Annotated in this window: 24 protein-coding genes and 3 tRNA genes; 8 read left to right on the forward strand and 19 right to left on the reverse strand. The window is 50.6% G+C overall.

What is annotated here, in order from left to right:
* Window positions 1-47: 47 nt before the first annotated feature.
* Entirely contained in the window at window positions 48-740 is a 693-nt protein-coding gene (locus Kalk_RS03375) for a hypothetical protein (protein ID WP_101892856.1), read from the reverse strand.
* Window positions 741-949: 209 nt separating this feature from the next.
* Between Kalk_RS03375 and Kalk_RS03380 the strand changes: the two genes are divergently transcribed.
* The 3 genes from Kalk_RS03380 (at window position 950) to Kalk_RS03390 (ending at window position 4,286) form a co-directional block, all read left to right on the forward strand.
* Window positions 950-2,284, forward strand: a complete 1,335-nt coding sequence (locus Kalk_RS03380) for a serine hydrolase domain-containing protein (protein WP_101892857.1) — start codon at window positions 950-952, stop codon at window positions 2,282-2,284.
* A 208-nt stretch (window positions 2,285-2,492) separates the two neighbouring features.
* Window positions 2,493-2,906, forward strand: a complete 414-nt coding sequence (locus Kalk_RS03385; protein WP_101892858.1) for a hypothetical protein — start codon at window positions 2,493-2,495, stop codon at window positions 2,904-2,906.
* A gap of 189 nt (window positions 2,907-3,095) precedes the next feature.
* Entirely contained in the window at window positions 3,096-4,286 is a 1,191-nt protein-coding gene (locus tag Kalk_RS03390; RefSeq protein ID WP_101892859.1) for a fatty acid desaturase, read from the forward strand.
* Between the two features lie 81 nt (window positions 4,287-4,367).
* Here the strand turns inward: Kalk_RS03390 and Kalk_RS03395 are convergent, their stop codons facing one another.
* Complete coding sequence (locus Kalk_RS03395; protein WP_101892860.1) at window positions 4,368-5,552, reverse strand: acetyl-CoA C-acyltransferase; 1,185 nt, start codon at window positions 5,550-5,552, stop codon at window positions 4,368-4,370.
* A 174-nt stretch (window positions 5,553-5,726) separates the two neighbouring features.
* On the opposite strand from Kalk_RS03395, the gene Kalk_RS03400 reads away from it, so the two are divergent.
* Window positions 5,727-6,263 carry a lipocalin family protein gene (locus Kalk_RS03400; RefSeq protein WP_101892861.1) on the forward strand — a complete coding sequence of 179 codons (537 nt, stop codon included), beginning with the start codon at window positions 5,727-5,729 and terminating at the stop codon, window positions 6,261-6,263.
* Between the two features lie 76 nt (window positions 6,264-6,339).
* On the opposite strand, the gene Kalk_RS03405 is transcribed toward Kalk_RS03400, so the two are convergent.
* Window positions 6,340-6,921, reverse strand: coding sequence for a TetR/AcrR family transcriptional regulator (locus Kalk_RS03405; protein WP_101892862.1), 582 nt, complete (start codon window positions 6,919-6,921; stop codon window positions 6,340-6,342).
* Between the two features lie 199 nt (window positions 6,922-7,120).
* On the opposite strand from Kalk_RS03405, the gene Kalk_RS03410 reads away from it, so the two are divergent.
* Both Kalk_RS03410 and Kalk_RS03415 read left to right on the forward strand, forming a co-directional pair.
* Window positions 7,121-7,729: a glutathione S-transferase family protein gene (locus Kalk_RS03410; RefSeq protein ID WP_101892863.1), complete on the forward strand. Its 609-nt coding sequence runs from the start codon at window positions 7,121-7,123 to the stop codon at window positions 7,727-7,729.
* Between the two features lie 18 nt (window positions 7,730-7,747).
* On the forward strand, window positions 7,748-8,407 hold the full coding sequence (locus Kalk_RS03415; RefSeq protein ID WP_101892864.1) for a glutathione S-transferase family protein: 660 nt from the start codon (window positions 7,748-7,750) through the stop codon (window positions 8,405-8,407).
* A 71-nt stretch (window positions 8,408-8,478) separates the two neighbouring features.
* Here Kalk_RS03415 and Kalk_RS03420 read toward each other — a convergent pair.
* The 13 genes from Kalk_RS03420 to Kalk_RS03480 form a co-directional block, all read right to left on the reverse strand.
* A tRNA-Pro gene (locus Kalk_RS03420) sits at window positions 8,479-8,555 on the reverse strand.
* A 104-nt stretch (window positions 8,556-8,659) separates the two neighbouring features.
* Window positions 8,660-9,019: a MerR family transcriptional regulator gene (locus Kalk_RS03425; RefSeq protein WP_101892865.1), complete on the reverse strand. Its 360-nt coding sequence runs from the start codon at window positions 9,017-9,019 to the stop codon at window positions 8,660-8,662.
* Window positions 8,997-9,302, reverse strand: a complete 306-nt coding sequence (ihfA, locus tag Kalk_RS03430) for an integration host factor subunit alpha (RefSeq protein ID WP_101892866.1) — start codon at window positions 9,300-9,302, stop codon at window positions 8,997-8,999. Before ihfA ends, Kalk_RS03425 begins: the two co-directional genes overlap by 23 nt.
* Before the next feature lie 2 nt (window positions 9,303-9,304).
* Window positions 9,305-11,683: a phenylalanine--tRNA ligase subunit beta gene (gene pheT, locus Kalk_RS03435; RefSeq protein WP_101892867.1), complete on the reverse strand. Its 2,379-nt coding sequence runs from the start codon at window positions 11,681-11,683 to the stop codon at window positions 9,305-9,307.
* A gap of 53 nt (window positions 11,684-11,736) precedes the next feature.
* A complete protein-coding gene (pheS, locus tag Kalk_RS03440) occupies window positions 11,737-12,753 on the reverse strand; it encodes a phenylalanine--tRNA ligase subunit alpha (protein WP_101892868.1) in 1,017 nt (338 codons plus the stop codon).
* A gap of 108 nt (window positions 12,754-12,861) precedes the next feature.
* Complete coding sequence (gene rplT, locus Kalk_RS03445) at window positions 12,862-13,221, reverse strand: 50S ribosomal protein L20 (protein WP_101892869.1); 360 nt, start codon at window positions 13,219-13,221, stop codon at window positions 12,862-12,864.
* A 30-nt stretch (window positions 13,222-13,251) separates the two neighbouring features.
* Window positions 13,252-13,446: a 50S ribosomal protein L35 gene (rpmI, locus tag Kalk_RS03450; protein WP_101892870.1), complete on the reverse strand. Its 195-nt coding sequence runs from the start codon at window positions 13,444-13,446 to the stop codon at window positions 13,252-13,254.
* Between the two features lie 59 nt (window positions 13,447-13,505).
* A complete protein-coding gene (infC, locus tag Kalk_RS03455; RefSeq protein WP_101896202.1) occupies window positions 13,506-14,051 on the reverse strand; it encodes a translation initiation factor IF-3 in 546 nt (181 codons plus the stop codon).
* A gap of 178 nt (window positions 14,052-14,229) precedes the next feature.
* A tRNA-Val gene (locus Kalk_RS03460) sits at window positions 14,230-14,306 on the reverse strand.
* A 63-nt stretch (window positions 14,307-14,369) separates the two neighbouring features.
* Window positions 14,370-15,377, reverse strand: coding sequence for an NAD-dependent epimerase (locus tag Kalk_RS03465; protein ID WP_101892871.1), 1,008 nt, complete (start codon window positions 15,375-15,377; stop codon window positions 14,370-14,372).
* Between the two features lie 14 nt (window positions 15,378-15,391).
* Entirely contained in the window at window positions 15,392-17,404 is a 2,013-nt protein-coding gene (gene uvrB, locus Kalk_RS03470) for an excinuclease ABC subunit UvrB (protein WP_101892872.1), read from the reverse strand.
* Between the two features lie 2 nt (window positions 17,405-17,406).
* A complete protein-coding gene (locus Kalk_RS03475; protein ID WP_101892873.1) occupies window positions 17,407-18,822 on the reverse strand; it encodes a mannose-1-phosphate guanylyltransferase/mannose-6-phosphate isomerase in 1,416 nt (471 codons plus the stop codon).
* A 124-nt stretch (window positions 18,823-18,946) separates the two neighbouring features.
* Window positions 18,947-20,224 carry an aminotransferase class I/II-fold pyridoxal phosphate-dependent enzyme gene (locus Kalk_RS03480; RefSeq protein WP_101892874.1) on the reverse strand — a complete coding sequence of 426 codons (1,278 nt, stop codon included), beginning with the start codon at window positions 20,222-20,224 and terminating at the stop codon, window positions 18,947-18,949.
* A 245-nt stretch (window positions 20,225-20,469) separates the two neighbouring features.
* Between Kalk_RS03480 and Kalk_RS03485 the strand changes: the two genes are divergently transcribed.
* A tRNA-Asn gene (locus Kalk_RS03485) sits at window positions 20,470-20,545 on the forward strand.
* 95 nt (window positions 20,546-20,640) lie between these two features.
* Here the strand turns inward: Kalk_RS03485 and Kalk_RS03490 are convergent.
* The gene (locus Kalk_RS03490) at window positions 20,641-21,102 is read right to left on the reverse strand and encodes a transcription termination/antitermination NusG family protein (RefSeq protein WP_101892875.1); all 462 of its coding nucleotides are present in this window, start codon (window positions 21,100-21,102) and stop codon (window positions 20,641-20,643) included.
* A gap of 164 nt (window positions 21,103-21,266) precedes the next feature.
* Between Kalk_RS03490 and Kalk_RS03495 the strand changes: the two genes are divergently transcribed.
* Entirely contained in the window at window positions 21,267-21,764 is a 498-nt protein-coding gene (locus Kalk_RS03495; RefSeq protein ID WP_101892876.1) for an acyl-CoA thioesterase, read from the forward strand.
* Here Kalk_RS03495 and Kalk_RS03500 read toward each other — a convergent pair whose 3' ends face one another.
* The gene (locus Kalk_RS03500; protein ID WP_158643288.1) at window positions 21,765-22,433 is read right to left on the reverse strand and encodes an MlaC/ttg2D family ABC transporter substrate-binding protein; all 669 of its coding nucleotides are present in this window, start codon (window positions 22,431-22,433) and stop codon (window positions 21,765-21,767) included.
* 71 nt (window positions 22,434-22,504) lie between these two features.
* Complete coding sequence (locus Kalk_RS03505) at window positions 22,505-22,798, reverse strand: ComEA family DNA-binding protein (RefSeq protein ID WP_101892878.1); 294 nt, start codon at window positions 22,796-22,798, stop codon at window positions 22,505-22,507.
* Window positions 22,799-22,839 lie beyond the last annotated feature (41 nt).

A 22,839-nucleotide genomic window follows, 5' to 3' on the forward strand; every position in this document is an offset into this window, starting at 1 on the left:
CCATGAATAAAAAAGGGACGTTAATTCGTCCCTTTTTTATTCATGCATTAAGCAGGATGTGGATACAAAATAGACTCAGAGAACTCGAAGAAACCTTCCATTTCCTTGCTGCTCATCGATGGAATCACCTTACGAATTACCGTTTTCGCCGCGCTGCGGATAGCATCGCTGGCCACCGACGTAATCTTGTTCATTACCATACCCAATTTCATCATACTCAAGGGCTTATCCATATACGAATGGATCGCAACCTCCACCAGCTCACATAATGCATCGGAGTAATCTTTAGCAATGGCATCTGCGCCTTGCTCTTTCCCATTAGCCACTACTCGACCCAAGCGCTCTCGCAATTCGGGGCTGATCTCTACGGCTACATAGGTAGGATAACGCTCACTCTCCCGTAAAGGCTTGAGCAGGCCATTAATATAGTCCGCCATATGCAATCGATCGGCCTTGGACATCTTCTTCACCACTTGTTTCAACGTCAGGTGAATGGTTTTCTTCATGGCAGACACACCACCGGACACAATCTTTTGCCCCATGCTGTTGAGCTTTACTCGCTCAATGGGATTCATAAAATATTGATCCAGGCATTCATCGGCAAACTGATTCAGTAACGCCAGCAGCTTTTCTGCCTGCTCTTTTTCAGAACCGTTTTCCAGAGAAGCACGGTAAATATTGTTCATTGAATACAGGGCGTCCGATGCACCGAATCCAAGATACCAATTGGTTTGACTCATAAAACTCCTCCTAATCCACAGGCGCGCAATTAGACCAGATCACGCACCATATCCAAATGGCTTTAGCGCCCAAATAGTGATTTTTTGAACCAATCCTCACTCACTTTGGTGACTAAAACACCTAACCTATTACGATTCAAACCTCAATGTGCCAATACAGGTAAAAACTGCTATAACTATTCAAACAATAAAGAGAAGGACTCCAGTCTATGTTACAGGGTTATGTGCATCCAGATTTTGGTCGCGTTGCAGAAGTTCTCTCCCAGCAGATCCCCCGTAACCGGCCAGGTGGCGCCGCTTTATCGGTATATCACAAAGGTCAGTGTGTTGTAGATATCTGGGGCGGCACGCGCAATCGAGATGGTGATCCCTGGCGCTCTGAAACCCTGTCACTCTCTTTCTCAACCACAAAAGGCGTAGCCTCTACCCTGCTGCACATCCTGGTGGATCAAGGCTATCTGAATTACGACGATCCGGTCAGCAAACATTGGCCCGAGTTCGGCCAGAAAGCCAAACAGAATATCACCGTCCGCCAATTGCTATGCCATGAAGCCGGTATGTATCACATCCGCGAGATGATCGACGACGCCGAGCAAATGATGGACTGGAACTTCATGACCACCGCTATTGAGCGCGCCAAACCCGTTCATGAACCTGGCACCAATAACGGCTACCACGCCCTCACCTACGGTTGGTTGATCGGCGAACTGGTGCAACGGGTCACCAGTAAAACCTTTGCAGAAGTACTGGATGAGCTGATCGCCGCACCACTGCAATTGGATGGACTGTACGTGGGCCTACCTGAAGACCAGATGCACCGCCGCGCCGAGCTGGTACAGAGTATCGGCAAGCAAGGCTCATCGGAAATGCGGGTGGAACGCCGCAGCCAAAAACTGATGCTCAAAGCAGTAACCGCAGGCCTCAAAATTGCCAATATCGACCTGGATAAAACCATATCCGCATTGGTACCCAAAGGTGCTATGTATCTGGATTACAACAGCCCGGACTTCGTCAATGCCTGCGTCCCCGCCGCCAACGGCATGTTCACTGCGCGCTCCCTGGCCAAACTTTACGCCGTGCTGGCAAACGGTGGCGAATTGGACGGCATTCGCCTGATCTCCCGGGAAACCATGAATGAAATCACCCAAATCCAGAATCGCACGATGGGTGACGTAATCCCCGTACCGATGCACTGGCGCTTGGGGTATCACCGGGTCTTCGCACTGGGCAAAGCCACCTCTCTAAGCTTTGGTCATTTTGGCTTTGGCGGTTCCGGTGCCTGGGCTGACCCCGTGCGTAAACTTTCGGTAGGGCTGACCTTGAATAACGGTGTAGGCACCCCGTTTGGAGATGCCCGCATTCTGCAGATCACCGGGGCGGTCATTAAAGCCGCAGAAAAACGTTACCTGATGCCGGATCTGGAACAAGTCCACGGCATCGGCCCATTCTTTCCCCGAGATCGCCGCAGCACCTATGGCACAGCCAAAAAGCTGGTTACCGGTGTGCTGCCCCGTCGGCGCAAGGCTGACCTCAGCGCAATTTAACGCACTTTTAGCACACAAATTTAACGGCACCTGAAAGGCGCCGCTAAATTTGTGATGCAATTAGGGTTAATATTCTAATTTTTTTGTATAAATTGCGTTTCGCAGTGTTGTTGTTCTGAACATCACAAATGGAATTTTCCTGTCAGGACAAACATATGCGCCAATATGAGGTTTTTTTAATCAGCCATCCTAAATGAGGGATTATTAAATGAGCGAGTTTTCGGTCCGCGTTAAAACGCAATTAGAGCAGTTCAATTCATCTGTTGATCAAATTATCAACGCTTCTCGCGGTCTTTATGTGAAAATCAGAGAAGAGAGCAATAAGCAGTTCGACGAACTGGTTAAGGCTGGCGAACAGCAGCTGCAAGCAGAAGAATCTTTTCTGGAGCAGCTCAAGAAAGACATCATCAACCCTTTTGAAGACGTAAAAAGCAGCCTTGATCAACTGAAAAATGCATCCGTTGGTCTGGTTGTGAAAGCGCGCAAAAGCAGCGAATCCTATTTCGACGAGCTGGTAGAACTGGGTTCCACCACCGTAGAAGAAGTAACCGAAGTTGCTAAAAAGACAGTAAAAAAGGTTTCTTCAGCAAAAAAGACTGAAAAGGCTGTGGTTACAGAGTAAGTCTCTCACAGCCATGCCGGCTCCCCCCTACTTTAAGGCGGCATCTTGCCGCCTTTTTCCTGTAATATACCTGCTAGATGATTTAAGTTAGAATCATGTCTCAAAGTTGGCGATCAATATACTTGTCGATCACCCGAGAGCTATACTGTCAACACCCATTACAATACCCGTTCAGCGAGAAAGTAGTGCATGCAAGAATCCAAGCAGGCAATTAAACAAGAAGAAGCCCCCATTAACTGGGCTCCAACGATCATCTTTTCCGTCACATTCCTGATTTCAATCACTGCGGTGCCTGTATACGGCTTCATGTCGGGCTACGACGCTGTAGAGTGGATTACCTTTACCCTGATGCTCGCCTTTTGTGGGCTCTCTATCACAGCCGGTTATCATCGCCTGTGGTCGCACCGGGCCTATGATGCCAACCCGGTAGTGCGTGCCTTCTTTGCCTTCTGGGGAGCCTGCGCCCTGCAGAACACAATACTGATCTGGTGTTCAGGTCATCGTAAACATCATCGCCATGTCGACGATGTGGACAACGACCCCTACTCCATCAACCGAGGCCTGTGGTTTGCCCACATTGGCTGGATGCTGCGTAACTACAAAAGCGGCGAGGTGGATCTAAACAATACCCAGGATCTGCAACGTGACAAAATCGTCATGTTCCAGCACAACCACTATGTTCCTCTGGTGGTTGCCTCCAACGTTGGCGTGCCCTTGTTACTGGGCTACCTGAATGGCGACATTCTGGGCATGTTGCTGCTGGCAGGTGTCTTGAGATTGGTGATCAGCCATCATGTAACGTTCTTCATCAACAGCCTCTGCCACGCCTGGGGTAAGCAACCTTACACCAACACCAATACCGCCAAGGATAATTTCCTGCTGGCGCTGGTGACCTACGGTGAGGGCTATCACAATTTTCATCACTACTTCCAGACCGATTATCGTAACGGCGTGCGCTGGTGGCAGTTCGACCCCACCAAATGGTTGATTTCAGCGTTATCCTGGGTGGGCCTGGCCCGCAACCTGAAGCGTGTTCCTAACTTCAAAATTCAGGAAGCCATGCTGCAAATGCAGTTTGAAAAGGCCCGCAAACAACTTAGTCTGAGCCGTCTACCCACGCCCAACGTAGAAGCACTGCGACAAACTCTGGAAGCAGAATATCAGCAGTTTATGGACACACTGGCAGACTGGAAAGAACTGCGCGGACAATGGGTGCAACAGAAACGCGAAGCGTTCGAAGAAAAGAAACAGGAGCTGCAAGCCAAGTGGCAACAAGCCACTATTCGTACCCGCTTTAAAGAAATGGAGTACATGCTGAAAATGCAACGTAAACGCATGCAGGTATTCAACCTGAGTTTTGCTAGCGTGGCAGCGGTCTGACCGGGTAAGCGTCGCGATATAGAAATATAAAAAGGGCCGATTATTTCGGCCCTTTTTATGGATGAACTTTTAACGCTGACATTACGCTACTTCAAACAGACCCGCAGCGCCCATTCCACCACCGATACACATAGTCACCACCACGTATTTAACGCCACGGCGCCTACCTTCAATCAAAGCGTGCCCCACCATGCGGGCACCGGACATTCCATAAGGATGCCCAATAGAGATAGCACCGCCGTTCACATTATAGATTTCGGGATCAATACCAAGATGATCGCGACAATACAATGTCTGCACCGCAAACGCTTCATTCAGCTCCCACAAGCCAACATCATTGATGCTGAGGCCATGCTGTTTCAACAACTTGGGAATGGCATACACAGGCCCGATCCCCATCTCCTCGGGCGCATTACCCGCAACCGCCATACCGCGATATATGCCCAACGGATTCAGGCCGCGCTGCTCCGCCAGTTGACGATCCATCAGCACACAGGCTGAAGCGCCGTCGGACAGCTGACTGGCATTGCCTGCGGTGATCACCCCACCCTCCACAACCGGTTTCAGTCCAGACAAGGACTCAAGGCTAGTCTCAGGACGATTACCTTCATCCTTTGACAACGTTACCTGCTGATAACTGATCTCTTTGGTTTCCTTATTCATCAACGCCTGGGTCGCCGTGATAGGCACAATCTCATCATCAAATTTACCGGCGGCCTGGGCGGCGGCAGTACGTTGCTGTGACTGCAACGCATACTGATCCTGTGCTTCACGGCTTACACCATACTTGCTGGCGACGTTCTCTGCCGTTAATAGCATCGGCATGTAAGCGTGCTCTGCATTGGCGATCACATTGGGATCTTCTTCGGCCTTGGCCCATTCAAAATACTTGTTCTGAACAGCGCTGATATTTTCCTGGCCGCCGGCCACACAAACCGACATTCCATCCACAATAATCTGCTTGGCTGCTGTGGCAATAGCCATCAAGCCCGAAGAGCACTGGCGATCCATGGTTTGACCGGAAACCGACACCGGCAGACCCGCAGCCAGGGTGCCCGTACGCGCAATATTGGTTCCAGCGGAGCCCGCAGTGAGCACGGCCCCGATCACAACATCTTCGATCTCGCCAGGCTCGACACCGCTGCGCTCAACCGCATGACGAATGGCATGGCCCATCATGGTAGGCGACTTGATATTGTTGAGAGAACCCCGATAGGCACGACCGATTGGGGTACGGGCTGTAGAGACAATAACGGCTTCTTTCATAACACTGACTCCTCGTAACGGCAAAACCACCATTCTAAACCGGGCACACTAACATTGCTGTCATAACGAGCATGCTTTAGCGGCCAAAATGAATATTGCACAGGGTTTCACGCAGCGTTCACAGGCAACCGGTTACTGTCTGAAAACACTTAAAATATTACCGAGGCCTACACCATGACAATGCACAAAATAAAAACCACATTATTGCTACTGGGCGCGGTTTTCTTATCCGCATGTGCCAAAATCGAAACCGTACCTTATGTGGAAGTCGAACGCTACATGGGGGTTTGGTACCAGATTTCTGCCTATGAAACCAATTTCAACGAAGGGCTGGTGGGGGTTACCGCTGAATATACATTGCTTGCCGACGGTAGCGTGCAGGTCTACAACAAAGGGTACCTGGACACATTGGACGGGCCGCTGGATGAAATTCTGGGCAACGCTGTAGTGGTGGATGAAGAAACCAATTCACGACTGAAGGTGAGCTTTCCAGGTGTGCCCAACTTCCCTTGGGCTAACTATCTTATCGTGATACTGGATGAGGAAGACTATCAATATGCGGTGGTTACCGACCCGCTCAAGTACACGCTGTTTGTATTGAACAGAACCCCGCAAATGGAAGCTGGTCTATACAGCGAGATCCTCACTCAACTGGATGAAATGGGCATCGATACCGAGAAACTGTTATTGACGCCTCAGCCTGAATTCTGATCGCGCCGCAGAGCGCAGGGTTTTACCTGGCAGCCCAACAGCCGTAAAGCCCTGCCGCCACGCGAGGCACTGAAAACTAAGACCGCAAAACGCCCTGCAATACGGCGATAGAGCTGTTCAGAGCATCGCCATTACCCGTGCGACTCATCAAAATCATGCCCTGAATCTGCGTCGTAACAAAATCGGCCAAAACCTCTGCAGATTGCTCACCTCGCAACTGACCCTGCGCTTTAGCTGCCACTAAAATGGCCAGCACATGGCCGTGTAATACCGTCACAAACTCATCAATCAAAGACTGAATAGCAGGCTTGAAGTCACCCTGCTCCATCGTTGCATTTTGCAGCAGACAACCCCATGGCCCCGGTTGGCGACGTAATCCTTCCTTTAGCGCCTCCAGATAGCCGAACAAACGGGGCAGCCCATCACTGGCGGGTTGCAATTGAGATTCGAGACGACCAAAAACCGTTCTGCGGTAGTGCTTTATAACCTGCGCAAACAGCGCCTCTTTGTCACCAAAAGTGTTGTACAGGCTAAATCGGTTGATCTGCAGCGCATCCACCAGATCCTGCACCGATGTAGCCTCATAGCCTTTACGCCAGAACAGCAACATAGCCTGGTGCAATTTCTCTTGTGGATCAAAGGCAAGGGGACGGGCCATTAGACTATTTCAACCGGCTGATTTTCGTAATAAATGAGGGCAATGGGTAACTTTCAGCCGAATTATAACCGGTAATTGACCGATTGTTTAGAAATGAAGTATATTTCTGAACAATCATTCTGAAATGCATTACTGAATTCTAAACACTCCACTGATCAATGCATCACTGCCCATCAAACAAGGCCAACAGAGAGACAACATGAAAATCTACGAAGCCAGAACCGCCCCCAACCCTCGCCGAGTTCGCATGTTCCTTGCCGAGAAAGGCATTGATATGGAATACGTTCAATTGGATCTGGCCGGTGGTGACAACCTCGCCGAAACCATGCGCTCCAAAAACGTCACCACCAAGATCCCCTTTCTGGAGCTGGATGACGGCACCTGCATCGGTGAGAGCATGGCAATCTGCCGCTACTTCGAAGAAACGCATCCTGATAGGCCGCTACTGGGCACCACCCCACTGCAAAAAGCACAGGTCGAAATGTGGCAACGCCGGGTAGAGTTCTATTTTTTTCTGGCGGTCGGCATGTGCTTCCAGCACACCACCGGCTACTTCAAAGATCGCATGACGCCAGTACCGGCGTGGGGCGAAGAGTGCGGTAAAAATGCGGTAGCCTTCCTGGACACACTGGAACAACACCTGGCGGAGAACACCTACTTATGTGGTGACTATTTTAGCGCTGCCGACATCACCCTGCTTTGTGCACTGGATTTCGCCAGGGTGGTCAAAATCAAACTGCAGGATCAGCACGCAAACCTGAAACGCTGGTACGAACTGGTAAGCAGCCGCGAAAGCGCCAAAGCCTAAACTCAGAGATGACACCCTATGATTGACCTGTATACCGCATCCACACCCAATGGCTGGAAAGCGTCGGTGACATTGGAAGAACTGGGCATGGACTACACCGTCCACCCTATCAACTTGATGGAAAATGAGCAGAAGAAACCTGAGTTTCTGGCGCTTAACCCAAACGGGCGCATCCCCGTGATAGTAGATAAAGGCAATGAGGATTTCGTGGTATTCGAGTCCGGAGCCATAATGATCTATCTGGCCGAGCAAGCCGGACAACTGCTACCAACCGATAGCAAAGGGCGCACCCAGGTGATTCAGTGGCTTATGTTTCAAATGGGTGGCCTTGGCCCCATGATGGGTCAAGCCAATGTATTCTTCCGCTACTTTGAAGAAAAAATTCAACCGGCGATTGATCGCTATCAAAACGAAGTCAAACGCCTGCTGACAGTATTAGATGGCCACCTGGCACATAACGAATACCTGGCAGGAGACTACAGCATTGCCGACATCGCCAACTGGTGCTGGGCCAGAACCCATTTATGGTCAGGGGTCGAGGCGGAAGATCTCGAACATCTACAACGCTGGATGAATCAGATTGGAGCGCGCCCTGCCGCACAACGGGGTGCAGCGGTGCCTGGTAAGCTGGATACCGAATCCCTGATCAAGGGCGCAAGGAACATAGTCGTTAAGTGAAGCCCTAACGACGGGGGAAAACCTCAGACACAAAAAAGCCGCATTAAGCGGCTTTTTTGATTCAACAAATTTGGTCGGGACGGCAGGATTTGAACCTGCGACCACCACACCCCCAGTGTGGTGCGCTACCAGGCTGCGCTACGCCCCGAATCTCTACTATATCAATAGGTTAGGTCAAGCCAAACCCCAGAAGAGGACGCAAATAATACAGTATTCATGGCAATTATCAAACAGTTTTTCGCAGACCTGAGGCTAGTGATCCTTAAGAACCAATAGCACTTCCTCCAACTCAGCGATCATCTGATGAATCAGCTGAGAGGACTTGGTGACGTCCTCCTGGGCATCATCACCCGTCAGCTTCAAACGGGCACCACCGATGGTATAACCCTGATCATACAACAGGCTTCGGATCTGACGAATCATGATCACATCCTGCCGCTGATAATAACGACGGTTACCCCGACGCTTCACAGGTTTAAGTTGGGTAAACTCCTGCTCCCAGTAACGTAAAACGTGCGGTTTCACGTCACAGAGTTCGCTCACTTCCCCAATCGTAAAATAGCGTTTTCCCGGTATTGCTGGTAGTTCGTTATTGTTGCTTGGTTCCAGCATAGGCTTCCACTCGTTGCTTCAACTTCTGACCAGGGCGAAACGTGACGACTCGACGAGCGGATATTGGGATTTCCTCACCGGTTTTCGGGTTCCTTCCTGGACGCTCACGCTTATTCCTGAGATCGAAGTTGCCAAACCCGGAAAGCTTTACATGCTCGTTTGACTCAAGCGAGGATCGAATTTCTTCGAAAAACAATTCCACCATTTCCTTGGCTTCTCGCTTGTTCAACCCAAGTTCTTCGAATAGCTTTTCAGCTAAGTCAGCCTTGGTTAACGCACCCATCCTTATTCCCTCAATGTCACATTGAACGTTTCTTTCAGGGATGAAACCACCTTTTCCAGCAATGGATTAATGTCTTCATCCTGCAAGGTCCGAACCGAGTCCTGTAGGGTTATTCCGAAGGCGATACTCTTTTTACCCGCCTCAAGATTGCCACCCTGATAGACATCGAACAGCACGAGACTGGTCAATAATGAACCAGCTGTTTCGTACACATTTTTCAGTATAGCTTGTGCTGGGATGTTTTCATCAACTATTACTGCAAAATCGCGCCTAACTTCCGGATATTTCGACAATTCTTTGAACTGCGGCAGACTTCCACGACGAATTTCCGGCAAAACCAACTCAAATAGGAAAACTTTCTGGCTAATATCCAGCTCTTTTTGCACGCTGGGATGCAGCGCACCAACATGACCTATCACTTTGTCGCCACACTTGACGACTGCAGTCTGCCCAGGATGCAACGCCTTATGCTCTCCGGCCTCAAAGGTATACGTGTTGGTGCCACCACTCAGCGCAAGCAAGGCCTCAACATCGGCTTTGATATCGTAAAAATCCACCGATCGCACCTTGCCGAACCAGCTCTCTTCGGCAACACCACCACAGATCAGACCGCCGATATGGGCTTCCTGGCGCAGCTCTGTTCCTGCTTTTATGAAGTTCAGGCCGGTTTCGAACAAGCGTAAACGATCCTGCTGTCGGTTCAGGTTATAGCTTGCAGTCTTCAACAACCCAGCCCACAGGGTCGTGCGCATTTCCGACATATCGGCAGATATTGGGTTGGCCAGGCGTACCGAAGGTTGATCAGGGGTTAGCAGCTCTATGTATTTTTTATCCACGAAGCTGTAGGTAATGACTTCCTGATAGCCTCGATCCACCAAAACCTCTTTGAAGCGGTCACCGGCGATAACAACTTCCTCTCGCTTGGGCGCTATACCTTCAAGAATGGGTCGCGTCGTGGGCAATTTGTTGTAGCCGTAGATCCGCCCCAACTCTTCAATCAAATCCACTTCCAGACGAATATCAAAGCGGTAACTGGGAGGCACAATATGCCAACCGCTGCTGGTGGTCACGATATCCATCCCCAAGCGCCCCATGATGTCTTCCACTTCAATATCAGGAATATCACATCCCAAAACACGCTTGATGCGATCACGGCGTAACTGAATTGAGGGCAAATGGGGCAAATCTTCTGCGCTCAGCACTTCGATTAAGGGGCCGGCACTGCCACCTACAATGTCCAACAGCAAGGCTGTAGCCCGCTCTATGGCATTATGTTGCAACTCGAAATCCACGCCACGCTCAAATCGGTGAGAGGAATCAGTATGCAACCCATAGCTGCGAGCCTTACCCGCTATAGCGATGGGATCGAAGAATGCGCTCTCCAGAAACAGATCCTTGGTTGCTGCATTGACACCGGAGGCCTCCCCTCCCATAACACCGGCCATGGCCAACGGCCCGGACTGGTCAGCTATAACCAGAGTCTCGGCGTTAAGAGAAATTTCCTGACCATCCAGAAGCGTCAGCTTTTCACCGTCATTGGCCAGACGCACACAAATGCTACCCTGAAGGTTATTCAGGTCAAACGCGTGCATGGGCTGGCCCAGCTCCAACAGAACGTAGTTAGTCACATCAACCACCGGGTCAATGCTGCGGATGTCACTGCGGCGCAACCGCTCCAGCATCCATACAGGCGTCGGCCTGGTAAGATCAACACCACGCACCACGCGCCCGACGTAACGCGGGCATTGAGCTTTGGCCTCGACGGATACCGGGAAGGTATCGTTAATAGTCTGTTTTACTTGCGGGCAAGGCACCTGAGTTACCTCTGCGCGATTGAGCACACCGACTTCCCGCGCGAGACCCGCAATTCCAAGACAATCCCCCCGGTTCGGCGTCAAATCCACCTCAATGGCCGCATCATCCAACGCCAGATAATCACGGATATTGGCTCCAACAGGGGCGTCCAGAGGCAACTCCATTAAACCATCGGAAGATTCCGCCATGCCTAATTCTTGCTCGGCACACAGCATCCCGAATGACTCAACACCGCGCAGCTTGGCTTGCTTGATTTTAAAATCGCCAGGCAGGACCGCACCGATTTTGGCGCAGGGTATCTTAATGCCCGGGCGAGCGTTGGCAGCACCACAGACAATCTGCAAAGGCTCCGCCTCACCTGCATCTACTTTGCACACCTGCAATTTGCTGGCATCGGGGTGTGGCTCGGCACTGATGATTTCAGCCACAACAACACCGCTGAATTCGCCCGCTACTTTTTCAACACTGTCCACTTCCAAACCGGCCATGGTGATTTGAGCCACCAATTCTTCGGTACCCAGCTTGGGGTTTACCCAATCACGAAGCCATTTTTCACTGAAGCGCATTCTCTATTCCTCTAAATTCTGGTTCGATGTTCGATATGACTGCAGCGGCACCACTATTGAAATTGCCGCAAGAACTTCATGTCGTTCTCAAAGAACAGACGCAGATCGTTAACGCCATAACGCAGCATGGTGAGACGCTCAACTCCCATACCAAAAGCAAAGCCAGTGTATTTCTCGGAATCCACATTGACGTGTTCGAATACTTTCGGGTGAACCATTCCACAACCCAGCACTTCCAGCCAGCCCGTTTGTTTACATACACGACAACCGTGGCCGTCGCACATTACACATTGAATATCCATTTCTGCCGAAGGCTCAGTAAATGGGAAATAGGATGGACGAAAGCGCACATCCAGGTCTTTCTCAAAAAAGTCCCGTAGGAACTCTGCCAAAATGCCTTTTAGATCCGCAAAGGTAATATCCGTATCCACCAGCAGCCCCTCAACCTGATGGAACATGGGGGTATGGGTCAGATCGGAATCACAACGATAGACTCGGCCGGGGCATATGATTCTGTAAGGCGCCTGGGAGGTTTCCATGGTGCGCACCTGAACCGGGGATGTATGTGTTCGCAGCAGCGTGCCCGGATCGAAATAAAAGGTGTCGTGCATCGCCCGCGCCGGGTGGTGGCCAGGAATATTCAGGGCTTCGAAATTATGAAAATCATCTTCTATTTCAGGGCCTTCAACCACCTGAAAACCCATATTGGCAAAGAATGATTGAATACGCTGCAAGGTACGACTGACAGGATGCAAACCACCGGCACTACCACCACGGCCAGATAGCGTGACGTCGATACTCTCGCTGGCCAGCTGTTGCTGCAAAGCTTGTTCTTCTAGCAGGCATTGACGGGCCTTGATGGCATTCTGCACCTGCTCTTTCACTGCGTTGATTTCTGCACCGGCAGCCTTACGCTCTTCTGGTGCTAATTTGCCCAACGTTTTCAGCTGGCCGGTGATTTCACCTTTTTTACCCAGATACTGAACCCGAACCTGGTCCAGGCCTGCTACTGAATCGGCTTGTTCTACCGCTGCCAACGCCTGTTGAAGAATGCTTTGCAGGTTTTCCATTGTGATTCCGCTTTAATTTCAATAAACAAAAAGGGGAAGAGCCTGAGCCCTTCCCCTATTCTATGCTTGATTTGTCACCTTACTGTGACGGTGACAGACCCGCGACGCTTAGTTGGAAAGACTGGCCTTAGCCTTCTCTGCCAACACTGCAAAAGTCGCTTGGTCGTGCACAGCGATGTCGGCGAGGATCTTACGATCCACTTCAACAGACGCTTTTTTCAGACCATTGATGAAACGGCTGTAAGATAGGCCATTCATGCGGGCTGCTGCGTTAATACGAGTGATCCACAGCTGACGGAACTGACGCTTACGCTGACGACGGTCGCGATAAGCATACTGACCGGCCTTGGTTACGGCTTGCTTGGCAACACGCAGAACGCGTGAACGAGCGCCATAATAACCTTTGGCCTGCTTGAGGATCTTCTTGTGACGGCGGTGTGCGGTAACTCCGCGTTTTACTCTTGGCATTGTTTAAACCTCCAAATTCCTAAACGGGCCTTACACGTAAGGCATCATGCGTGCAACCAAAGCCACATCGGACTTGTGCACCATGGTCTTGGGTCGCAACTGACGAATTCGCTTGGAATTCTTCTTGGTCAGAATGTGACGTTTGAAGGCTTGTTTTCTTTTGAAACCGTTGGCGGTTTTTCTAAAACGCTTAGCAGCCCCACGGTTGGTTTTCATCTTTGGCATAATAACGCTCCGCATTGTTTTCACAATGTTTTAAAGTTTAATAAGCAAACCGGAATGGCTTACCTTTTCTTCTTCGGCGCAATCACCATAGTCATCTGACGACCTTCCATTTTAGGCACCTGCTCCACAGCTCCCAGTTCTTCCAGGTCGGTTTCGATGCGACGCATCATCTCCATACCCAGCTCCTGATGAGCCATTTCGCGCCCACGGAAGCGCAGTGTGATTTTGGTTTTGTCACCATCTTCGAGGAACCGCTTCAGGTTGCGAAGTTTGACCTGGTAGTCCCCCTCTTCAGTTCCCGGGCGAATTTTGATTTCCTTCACCTGGGTCTGTTTCTGCTTTTTACGGGCTTCAGCTTGGCGCTTCTTCTCTTCGAAGATGTGCTTACCGTAATCCATGATTCTACAAACGGGAGGTTCAGCATCAGGTGCAATCTCAACCAGATCCTGTTCTACCTCTTTTGCGGCACTCAAGGCTTCATCAATACTGACAATGCCGATCTGCTCTCCGTCTGGCCCGACCAACCTCACCTCGGTTAAGGTGATATCGTCGTTGATCCGGTTCTTTTTCGATGAAGGTACGGGGCGTTTGCTGCGCTGCTTAATAGCTCTTCCTCCAAGCCCGTTAATAAAAAAACCAAGCACGCTCACCTACTGAGCCGCTTGATTCCGTTTCAATTCACTATTTTGGATCCCGCAGGATTCCTGCCCTTGAGATTCTATGACTGCTTTGGGAAATTCTCAAGCTACAGAACCACTTAGATTGAAAATACTAAGTGAAAAATGGTAGGCACGATCGGATTCGAACCAACGACCCCCACCATGTCAAGGTGGTGCTCTAACCAACTGAGCTACGTGCCTGCTACATTCAGGCGCGCAAAAATAACACCGCGCACCTGTAAGTGCAAGTAATGATTTCAAAAATCAGACTTGGTAGAAGTCTCGATACCACTCAACAAAGCGCTCAATTCCAGTTTCTACCGGCGTCGATGGGCGATAATCCACATCAGCAGCAAGGGCATCTACATCGGCATAGGTATCAGGCACATCACCGGGCTGAATCGGCAGCAGGTTCTTCTCCGCCTTTTTACCTAAACAGTCTTCCAGCACCTCAATGTAGCGCAACAGCTCAACCGGGCTGTTACTGCCTATATTGTATAGTCGGTAAGGCGCCTTGCTGGTGGCTGAATCCGGGGTATCACCTGTCCATTCCGGGTTCGGCTGAGCGACATGGTCCAGAGTACGAATAACACCCTCTACGATATCGTCAATATAGGTGAAATCCCGGCGATGGTTGCCGTAATTAAAAACATCAATTGGCTTGCCTTCCAAAATGGCTTTGGTAAACATAAACAGCGCCATATCCGGACGCCCCCAAGGGCCGTACACCGTAAAGAATCGCAGCCCGGTGGTGGGAATATTGTAAAGATGACTGTAGGTATGGGCCATCAGCTCATTGGCTTTTTTACTGGCAGCATACAGAGACACGGGGTGATCCACGTTATCGTGAACAGAAAACGGCATACTGGTGTTGGCACCGTAAACGGAGCTGCTGGACGCATACACAAGATGCTCTACCCCATGATGGCGGCAACCTTCCAAAATATTGATGAACCCCATGATATTGGAGTCAACATAGGCGTGGGGGTTCACCAGGGAGTAGCGGACACCCGCTTGCGCCGCCATATTAACCACCCGCTGGGGCTGCTCTTTTTTGAATAGCGCCTCGAGTGTTGGGCGATCTTCCAGCGCGGCTTTGACGAAAGTGAAGCCTGCACGATCTTGTAGACGTGACAGACGAGCCTCTTTCAAGGCGACATCATAGTAGTCGTTCATGTTGTCGAGGCCGATGACTTCGTCACCTCGATCAAGCAGTTGCTGACTTAGCGCAGCCCCAATAAACCCTGCTGCGCCGGTTACCAATACCTTCATACTGTTTCGAACCCCTAACTGATGAACGCCTGACTCTTGATCTCTTGCACTTCGTCTCTGAGGCGGGCAGCCTCTTCAAATTTGAGATTTTTTGCCGCTTCGAACATTTGTTGTTCCAAATCTTTTATCAGCGCGGCTACCTGTCGAGGCTGCATAGTGGCCAAATCTCGACCAGTATCGGATTTCTTATCCGCAACCTTACGGCCAGCCTTACGCAGACTACCGGGAGCCCTGGCCCCTTCCATGATGTCTTCAACGGACTTTTTGATGCCGATGGGCGTTATGCCATTGGCTTCATTGAAGGCAACCTGTTTAGCTCTGCGGCGGGCGGTTTCGTCGATGGCGCGCTGCATGGAGTTCGTTATTTTATCCCCATACAGGATGGCTTTGCCATTCAGATTACGGGCTGCTCGCCCAATGGTCTGTATCAGGGAGCGTTCTGAGCGCAGAAATCCTTCTTTATCCGCATCGAGAATGGTGACCAAAGACACCTCTGGCATATCCAGCCCCTCACGCAGCAAGTTGATGCCCACAAGCACATCGAACTCCCCCAACCGCAGATCGCGAATGATCTCCACCCGCTCTACGGTGTCAATATCGGAATGCAAATAGCGGACTCGCACCCCATGCTCCATAAGATAGTCGGTCAGATCCTCCGCCATACGCTTGGTTAGGGTTGTAACCAGCACACGCTCTTGCTTGGCTACTGTGGCGTGTATCTGAGACAACAGGTCTTCCACCTGAGTCAGCGCAGGCCGCACTTCGATTTCAGGATCCACCAACCCGGTGGGCCGCACGATCTGTTCAACAATAGCTTGCTGATGCTCCGCCTCGTAATTGCCTGGGGTGGCGGACACAAAAATAGTCTGAGGGCACAAGGCCTCCCATTCTTCAAATTTCAGTGGGCGATTATCCAAAGCAGAAGGCAGTCGAAAACCATATTGAACCAGCGTTTCCTTGCGTGATCGGTCACCACGATACATTCCGCCTACCTGAGGGACGGTTACGTGTGACTCGTCAATCACCACCAGAGCGTTGTCTGGCAGGTATTCGAACAGGGTTGGCGGTGGCTCGCCAGGTGCCCGGCCAGAAAGATAGCGGGAATAGTTTTCGATGCCGGTGCAGTATCCAAGCTCTTGCATCATTTCGATATCAAAGCGAGTGCGCTCACTCAAACGTTGATGCTCCAGCAATTTGCCTTCATTGGAATAGAACTCGAGCCTATCGTGTAACTCAAGCTTGATGTTCTCAATGGCACCAACCACCGTTTCACGGGGCGTCACGTAGTGTGATTTCGGGTAGATCGTGTATCGGGGGATCTTCTGCAACACCTCTCCGGTCAGCGGATCGAACAGGGACAGGTTTTCCACTTCATCGTCGAACAACTCAATACGCAGTGCCTCTCGCTCCGATTCTGCGGGAAACACGTCAATAACCTCACCTCGCACACGATAGGTGGCGCGGTTGAATTCGAGGTCGTTGCGGGTGTACTGAAGTTCGGCCAGGCGACGCACAATCTTACGTTGATCAATCTGCTCACCACGATCCAGATGCAGCACCATATTAAGGTAACTACCAGGATCGCCCAAACCATAGATAGCGGACACGGTGGCCACTATCAGGACGTCTTCCCGCTCCAACAAAGCCTTGGTGGCAGACAGCCGCATCTGCTCGATATGCTCATTAATGGAGGAATCTTTGTCGATAAAGGTGTCGGATGCGGGTACGTAGGCTTCGGGCTGGTAATAATCGTAATAGGAAACAAAATACTCCACCGCATTATCAGGAAAGAAGTCTTTAAACTCTCCATACAGCTGTGCGGCCAGGGTTTTATTGTGAGCCATCACCAGTGTGGGGCGCTGAACCTGCTCCACCACATTGGCAACCGTAAAGGTTTTGCCGGAGCCGGTCACCCCCAGCAATGTCTGATGGGAAAGGCCGTCATTCAGGCCTTCCACCAACTGAGCAATGGCAGCGGGCTGGTCACCCGCTGGCTTATACTTGGAGTGAACCTTGAACTTTTTCACTACTAGTCTTTCGTTCCACGACCGTACTGGTCATCGAGACGAATGATGTCGTCTTCCCCCAGATAGGAACCCGTCTGGATTTCGATAATTTCCAACGGAATTTTTCCGGGGTTTTCCAGATAATGAACCTCACCCAAGGGAATATAAACCGATTGGTTCTCTGCCAGCAAAATGCTGTCTTCTCCCCTGCGGACACGGGCGGTACCTTGCACCACGACCCAATGCTCGGCACGATGATGATGCAGCTGAGTGGACAGCTTAGCACCCGGCTTCACCGTAATACGTTTTACTTGATAACGATCGCCAGCATCCACCGAGTCAAAACGACCCCAAGGTCGATGTACCTCGCGATGGAACTCATGTTCTGAGCGACCGCTGGCTTCAATTAACTTCACGATGTCTTTTACTTTTTGAACCTGGTTGATATCGGCCACCAGAACGGCGTCTGCAGTTTCCACCACAACCAAATCCTTAACGCCCAGACAAGTGACGAGTTTGCCGCTGGCATGCACCATGGTGTTGTGGGTATCCTGGGTGATCACATCACCCACCAAAACATTGCCCTGCTCGTCTTTGTCCTGCACTTCCCACAGAGATTGCCATGAACCCACGTCAGACCAACCGGAATCCAGAGGGATCACCACGGCTTTGTCGGTTTTCTCCATTACGGCATAATCGATTGAATCTTCCGGGCACGATTCAAATGCCTCGACACCAACACGAATAAAATCCAAGTCTTCATTGCGAGCATCCCAGGAAGCTTTTGCCGCATCATAAATAGCAGGGTTCAACCGCTTCAGTTCTGACAGATAAACATCCGCCCGAAACGCAAACATGCCGCTATTCCAGTAATAATCCCCGGCTTCCAAATACTGCTGCGCCAACTCCAGGTTTGGCTTTTCAACAAAGGCCTCTATTGGCTGGCTGGCACCCTCACCCGATCCTGAGGCTTTAATGTAGCCATAACCAGTCTCGGGCTTGGTAGGAACCACGCCAAAAGTAACCAAGTTACCCGCCATTGCAGACTGGTTGGCCTGCTCCAAAACCTGGAGGAAGGCTTCGTTATTTTCGATATGATGATCGGAAGGGAGAACCAGCAGGACGGATTCCGCATTTCGCTCCAACGCCGCAAAACTGGCCAGAGCGATGGCTGGCGCAGTGTTACGCCGGGCAGGCTCTAACACGATCTCAGCACCACTCAGGTTCAATGCCTGCACCTGATCGGCCAGCAGAAAACGCTGATCATTGGCGGTAACAAATACCGGCGGCTCATCAGCGACACTGCCTTTCAATCTCAGCACGGTGTCTTGAACTAACGAATATCCTGAACACAGCGGCAGGAATTGCTTGGGGTATGCAGAACGGGACAATGGCCACAATCGGGAGCCGCTGCCGCCAGACAAAATCACAGGAATCATGGGGTTACAAATCCTTCTTCAACAGCCAAAACAGGCCGACTATACCACAATTATGCGCTTTAAAAGCGAAAGCCCGTGAACCTGGTTCTACGGGCTTACACAGACAACAAAACGGGCACGGATATTATGAGTTCAATTTCTGCCGAACCGATGCCAATTTTACGCACAGTACGAATACTTCCATGGTTTTATTAATATCCGCCAGGGAGGGGAAACTCGGTGCCAAACGGATATTTTTATCTTCAGGATCTTTACCGTAAGGGTAAGTCGCCCCTGCAGGCGTCAGCTTGACCCCAGCCTCGGCGGCTAGCCTTACTATTTCCCGCGCCAAGCCCGGCCGTGCATCAAATGACACGAAATAACCACCTTCGGGCACGGTCCAGCACCCTAAATCCGATTCAGCAAAGCCGGCATCCAGGTGTTCCAGCACCGCGTCAAAGCGCGGACGAAGCAGTTCAGCGTGCTTGTTCATATGAGCCATAAGCCCGCTGTAATCACCAAAAAACTTTACGTGGCGCAGCTGATTCACCTTATCAGGGCCTATGGTGCACATTCCCAGATGCTTCTTAAAGTGCTTGAGGTTTTCCTCGGATGCCCCCATAAACGCAAGCCCGGCACCGGCAAAGGTTACTTTGGAGGTGGAGCCAAAAATCAGCACCGAATCCTCGGTGCCATGCTGGCGTGCCACATCCATCAGATTGGCCAGCACAGGCGCATCATCATGCAGCGCATGGATGGCATACGCGTTATCCCACATCACACGGAAGTTAGCACCGGCAATACGGCCCAACTGTGCAATCCGATCCACCACCTCATCGCTATAGACAATGCCTGAGGGATTGGAAAAACGCGGCACACACCAGATGCCTTTGATACAGGGATCGGATTTAACCAGTGCCTCCACTTCATCCATTACCGGGCCATTTTCGTCCATGGCAACTGGAATCATTTTGATCCCCAGTTCTTCACATATGCCGAAGTGACGATCGTAACCGGGCACCGGGCACAGAAACTTAATTTCGCCCTCAGCCGACCAGGCAGAACCTGGCCCACGCGCTCCAAACAGGTGCGTAAAAACAACACTTTGAAACATTAAGGTAAGGCTGGCATTACCGCCAATCAGTGTCTCGGAGGGTTTCACCCCCAACACCTGAGAAAATAGGGCTTTAGCCTCTGCAAGACCATCCAGACCGCCGTAATTTCTGCAATCATCGCCGCCTTCTGCCTTGTAGGAGCCCGCTAAAATACCATCGAGACCATTAGATAGATCCAGCTGAGATCCACTGGGTTTACCACGGGTTAAATCCAAATTGAGTTTGGCTGCCAATATATCGGAATACTGACTTTCCAAATCAACTAACTGTGCTTTTAATTCCTGAGCAGACGCTTGGTCAACGTACAAGGTATACCCCCTTGAAATACAGATGTGTGACGCTACGAAAACGACACTATAGTGCGTTGCAATTCTAATGCAATAGACGGGGCAGGACTCCGAATCAAAAAGTAGCCCGAAAAAAACCGGCACCCGCCTGATCCATCAAGCCCTTTGACGTCCCTGAAAAATCTCTAACTACCTGATAAAAAAATGGAAAAAATTGGTTGACCGAACAGGGGTGTGCCCTTAATATACGCGTCCTCAAGAGCTGATCCACAGTAGCTCAGTTGGTAGAGCAAGCGGCTGTTAACCGCTGGGTCGCAGGTTCGAGCCCTGCCTGTGGAGCCAATATTAAAAAGGAAGCCAGCTGGCTTCCTTTTTTTTGCCTGCAATTTCCCGCAATATTGTGTTTTGATACGCTGCCACAACCCGGACAGCACATATCAGACTGCCCTTAACAAGCCCTCATCAATCGCCACCATCTGCTTCCTGCCCAGTATCGTGAGCAGCACCATGGCACGCTCTTCGCCTTTAGCGCAAAGATACACCGCCTCGATTCCTTTGAAAGGCCCATCCTTGATAACCACCTCCTGATCAGCCTTAAACAAAGGCATATTACGAAAGCCGTTCTCTTTGAACCTGAGATACTCGATGAATTTGTCGTCAACCTGCGCCCACCAGTCGCCAAACTTGAGCATCTTCTGCACCCCTCGGGTGCTCTTGATCGCTACAAAATGAGTCGCCAGACAGGAGAGATTAATAAACATGTAGCCGGTGAACAGCGCTTCGCGCTTGCCCTTCTTATCGATCAGCCAAGGGCAATAAACGTCAAGATCCTGATTTTCGAGATGGGTAACTGCGCGCCCTTCTTGTCGGGCTTTAGTTTTTATGACATACCAGGACATCGATCCTTCCCCTGAATAAACGGCTTCCTTTCGCCTTTATTAGCTATTGAAAATTAAGCATTTTTATTGGCGGCGTATAAGCTTACAGTATTGTACTTTAGATGGGATGCCTCAACCCTTTTTTACCAAACTAGAACAGTTTTTAACCCAAACAGGATGACCACATGAATACCAGCCGCCCCCCGAAAACGGTTTCTGCCTCTTCTGTGCAGAACCATGTATACAAAGTATTCCCCAACGATCTGAACGCGCACTATACGGTGTTCGGTGGCCTGGTTATGTCGTTATGTGACCGTGTAGCACTGGTGGTATCCGAGCGCCACAGCGGAAAAATCTGCGTAACAGCCTCCGTTGATTCATTTCACTTTGTGGCGCCGGCCAAAGACGGAGACACCCTTTTGATCAGCGCCGCAGTTAACAGAACCTGGTCAAGCTCTATGGAGATCGGCGTGCGCGTGGATGCGGAGAATTCATTTTCGGGGGAAAGCAAGCACATTGTATCGGCCTATTTCACGTTCGTGGCACTGGATGAAGATAACAGACCCTGTGAGGTGCCAGACATACAGCCCATGTCGGAAGATGAAATCAGACGTTACAACGGGGCCCAGGTAAGACGGGATGCCCGCCTTAGAACCCGGGAAAGCTTAAAGAGCATGAAATAATTATTGAACCGTGGACTCCGAGCCCTGAGTGGCCGTTTCAGAATTCTGCAGCTGCGCGATCATGTACTCAATGCCGTTATTTTTGAAATCCTCGGCACTGGCAGTTTTGAAGCTCTGCAGCACGCTCACGCCCTCAACGACGATGTCGTAAACCTGCCAGTTACTGGCATTGCGACCCACAAACAATTTATAGCTGATATTGTATTTGGTACCGGTCTTAACCTCGGTAACAACGCTATTGACCGCAGCCTGATCGCCCTTGTCATTCTGGCGTGCGCCAGTGACTTCCAGATCGTATTTTTTCGATGGATCATACTGGCTCACCAACGATAGGGATACACGCTGACGAAAGGCTTGGGTATAACGAACACGCTGATCTGGGGTAATCTTGCGCCAGTTCTTACCCAGAATCTGCTTGGCCATGGTTTCGAAGCTGACATAGGGTGCAAGCACCTCATCGCCAATTGTGATCAGGTGTGTTTTATCCGCTGCGATTTTATCCTGATCAGCTTGTAATCGCTCATTAACCGCTTCAAACAGGGAGGTGATCAACTTGTCTGGCTCAGCTTTACTCTCAGCCATAGCGGACGGCACCATCGAACCCATTGCCAACACCAGGAACAGGGCAAACTGAATTGTCATCGCCATAGGTTTACGCACTGTATACACAATATTCTCCAACCGATTCCGCTTAATTGACCAGTATAAAAACCCGTACCGGTTAATAAAAGGTAAATATTTCACTCAACACTGATTCGACCTTTGTTCCTGGCAAGGGTTCCTTTGCCGATTCCCTTCACGCCTGCCAGCTCGGCGGGTGACTGGAACGGCCCATTTTGCTGACGATAAGCCACAATAGCCGCCGCCTTCTTTGGGCCAACCCCCACCAACGCTCTGGAGAGGGTCAGCTCATCCGCCAAGTTGATGTTTATAGGCAGCGGAATAAAATATTGCTGCTTGTCCCCACTGAATGCCGCGCCCGGCCACCCACTGCAAAGGGCGAACAGCATCAGTAAGATGGGCAGTATTCGCATGACCAATCCTTGGAAAACGATGTTTCCAATAAGACAGGTCG

The sequence above is a fragment of the Ketobacter alkanivorans genome (genome assembly GCF_002863865.1).
Classification (GTDB): domain Bacteria; phylum Pseudomonadota; class Gammaproteobacteria; order Pseudomonadales; family Ketobacteraceae; genus Ketobacter; species Ketobacter alkanivorans.

Excerpts from the sequence above, each read along its gene's own strand:
- Kalk_RS03375 (WP_101892856.1), bottom strand. The coding sequence starts at position 740 with ATGAGTCAAACCAATTGGTATCTTGGATTCGGTGCATCGGACGCCCTG.
- Kalk_RS03380 (WP_101892857.1), top strand. The coding sequence starts at position 950 with ATGTTACAGGGTTATGTGCATCCAGATTTTGGTCGCGTTGCAGAAGTT.
- Kalk_RS03385 (WP_101892858.1), top strand. The coding sequence starts at position 2,493 with ATGAGCGAGTTTTCGGTCCGCGTTAAAACGCAATTAGAGCAGTTCAAT.
- Kalk_RS03390 (WP_101892859.1), top strand. The coding sequence starts at position 3,096 with ATGCAAGAATCCAAGCAGGCAATTAAACAAGAAGAAGCCCCCATTAAC.
- Kalk_RS03395 (WP_101892860.1), bottom strand. The coding sequence starts at position 5,552 with ATGAAAGAAGCCGTTATTGTCTCTACAGCCCGTACCCCAATCGGTCGT.
- Kalk_RS03400 (WP_101892861.1), top strand. The coding sequence starts at position 5,727 with ATGACAATGCACAAAATAAAAACCACATTATTGCTACTGGGCGCGGTT.
- Kalk_RS03405 (WP_101892862.1), bottom strand. The coding sequence starts at position 6,921 with ATGGCCCGTCCCCTTGCCTTTGATCCACAAGAGAAATTGCACCAGGCT.
- Kalk_RS03410 (WP_101892863.1), top strand. The coding sequence starts at position 7,121 with ATGAAAATCTACGAAGCCAGAACCGCCCCCAACCCTCGCCGAGTTCGC.
- Kalk_RS03415 (WP_101892864.1), top strand. The coding sequence starts at position 7,748 with ATGATTGACCTGTATACCGCATCCACACCCAATGGCTGGAAAGCGTCG.
- Kalk_RS03425 (WP_101892865.1), bottom strand. The coding sequence starts at position 9,019 with ATGCTGGAACCAAGCAACAATAACGAACTACCAGCAATACCGGGAAAA.
- ihfA (WP_101892866.1), bottom strand. The coding sequence starts at position 9,302 with ATGGGTGCGTTAACCAAGGCTGACTTAGCTGAAAAGCTATTCGAAGAA.
- pheT (WP_101892867.1), bottom strand. The coding sequence starts at position 11,683 with ATGCGCTTCAGTGAAAAATGGCTTCGTGATTGGGTAAACCCCAAGCTG.
- pheS (WP_101892868.1), bottom strand. The coding sequence starts at position 12,753 with ATGGAAAACCTGCAAAGCATTCTTCAACAGGCGTTGGCAGCGGTAGAA.
- rplT (WP_101892869.1), bottom strand. The coding sequence starts at position 13,221 with ATGCCAAGAGTAAAACGCGGAGTTACCGCACACCGCCGTCACAAGAAG.
- rpmI (WP_101892870.1), bottom strand. The coding sequence starts at position 13,446 with ATGCCAAAGATGAAAACCAACCGTGGGGCTGCTAAGCGTTTTAGAAAA.
- Kalk_RS03465 (WP_101892871.1), bottom strand. The coding sequence starts at position 15,377 with ATGAAGGTATTGGTAACCGGCGCAGCAGGGTTTATTGGGGCTGCGCTA.
- Kalk_RS03475 (WP_101892873.1), bottom strand. The coding sequence starts at position 18,822 with ATGATTCCTGTGATTTTGTCTGGCGGCAGCGGCTCCCGATTGTGGCCA.
- Kalk_RS03490 (WP_101892875.1), bottom strand. The coding sequence starts at position 21,102 with ATGTCCTGGTATGTCATAAAAACTAAAGCCCGACAAGAAGGGCGCGCA.
- Kalk_RS03495 (WP_101892876.1), top strand. The coding sequence starts at position 21,267 with ATGAATACCAGCCGCCCCCCGAAAACGGTTTCTGCCTCTTCTGTGCAG.
- Kalk_RS03505 (WP_101892878.1), bottom strand. The coding sequence starts at position 22,798 with ATGCGAATACTGCCCATCTTACTGATGCTGTTCGCCCTTTGCAGTGGG.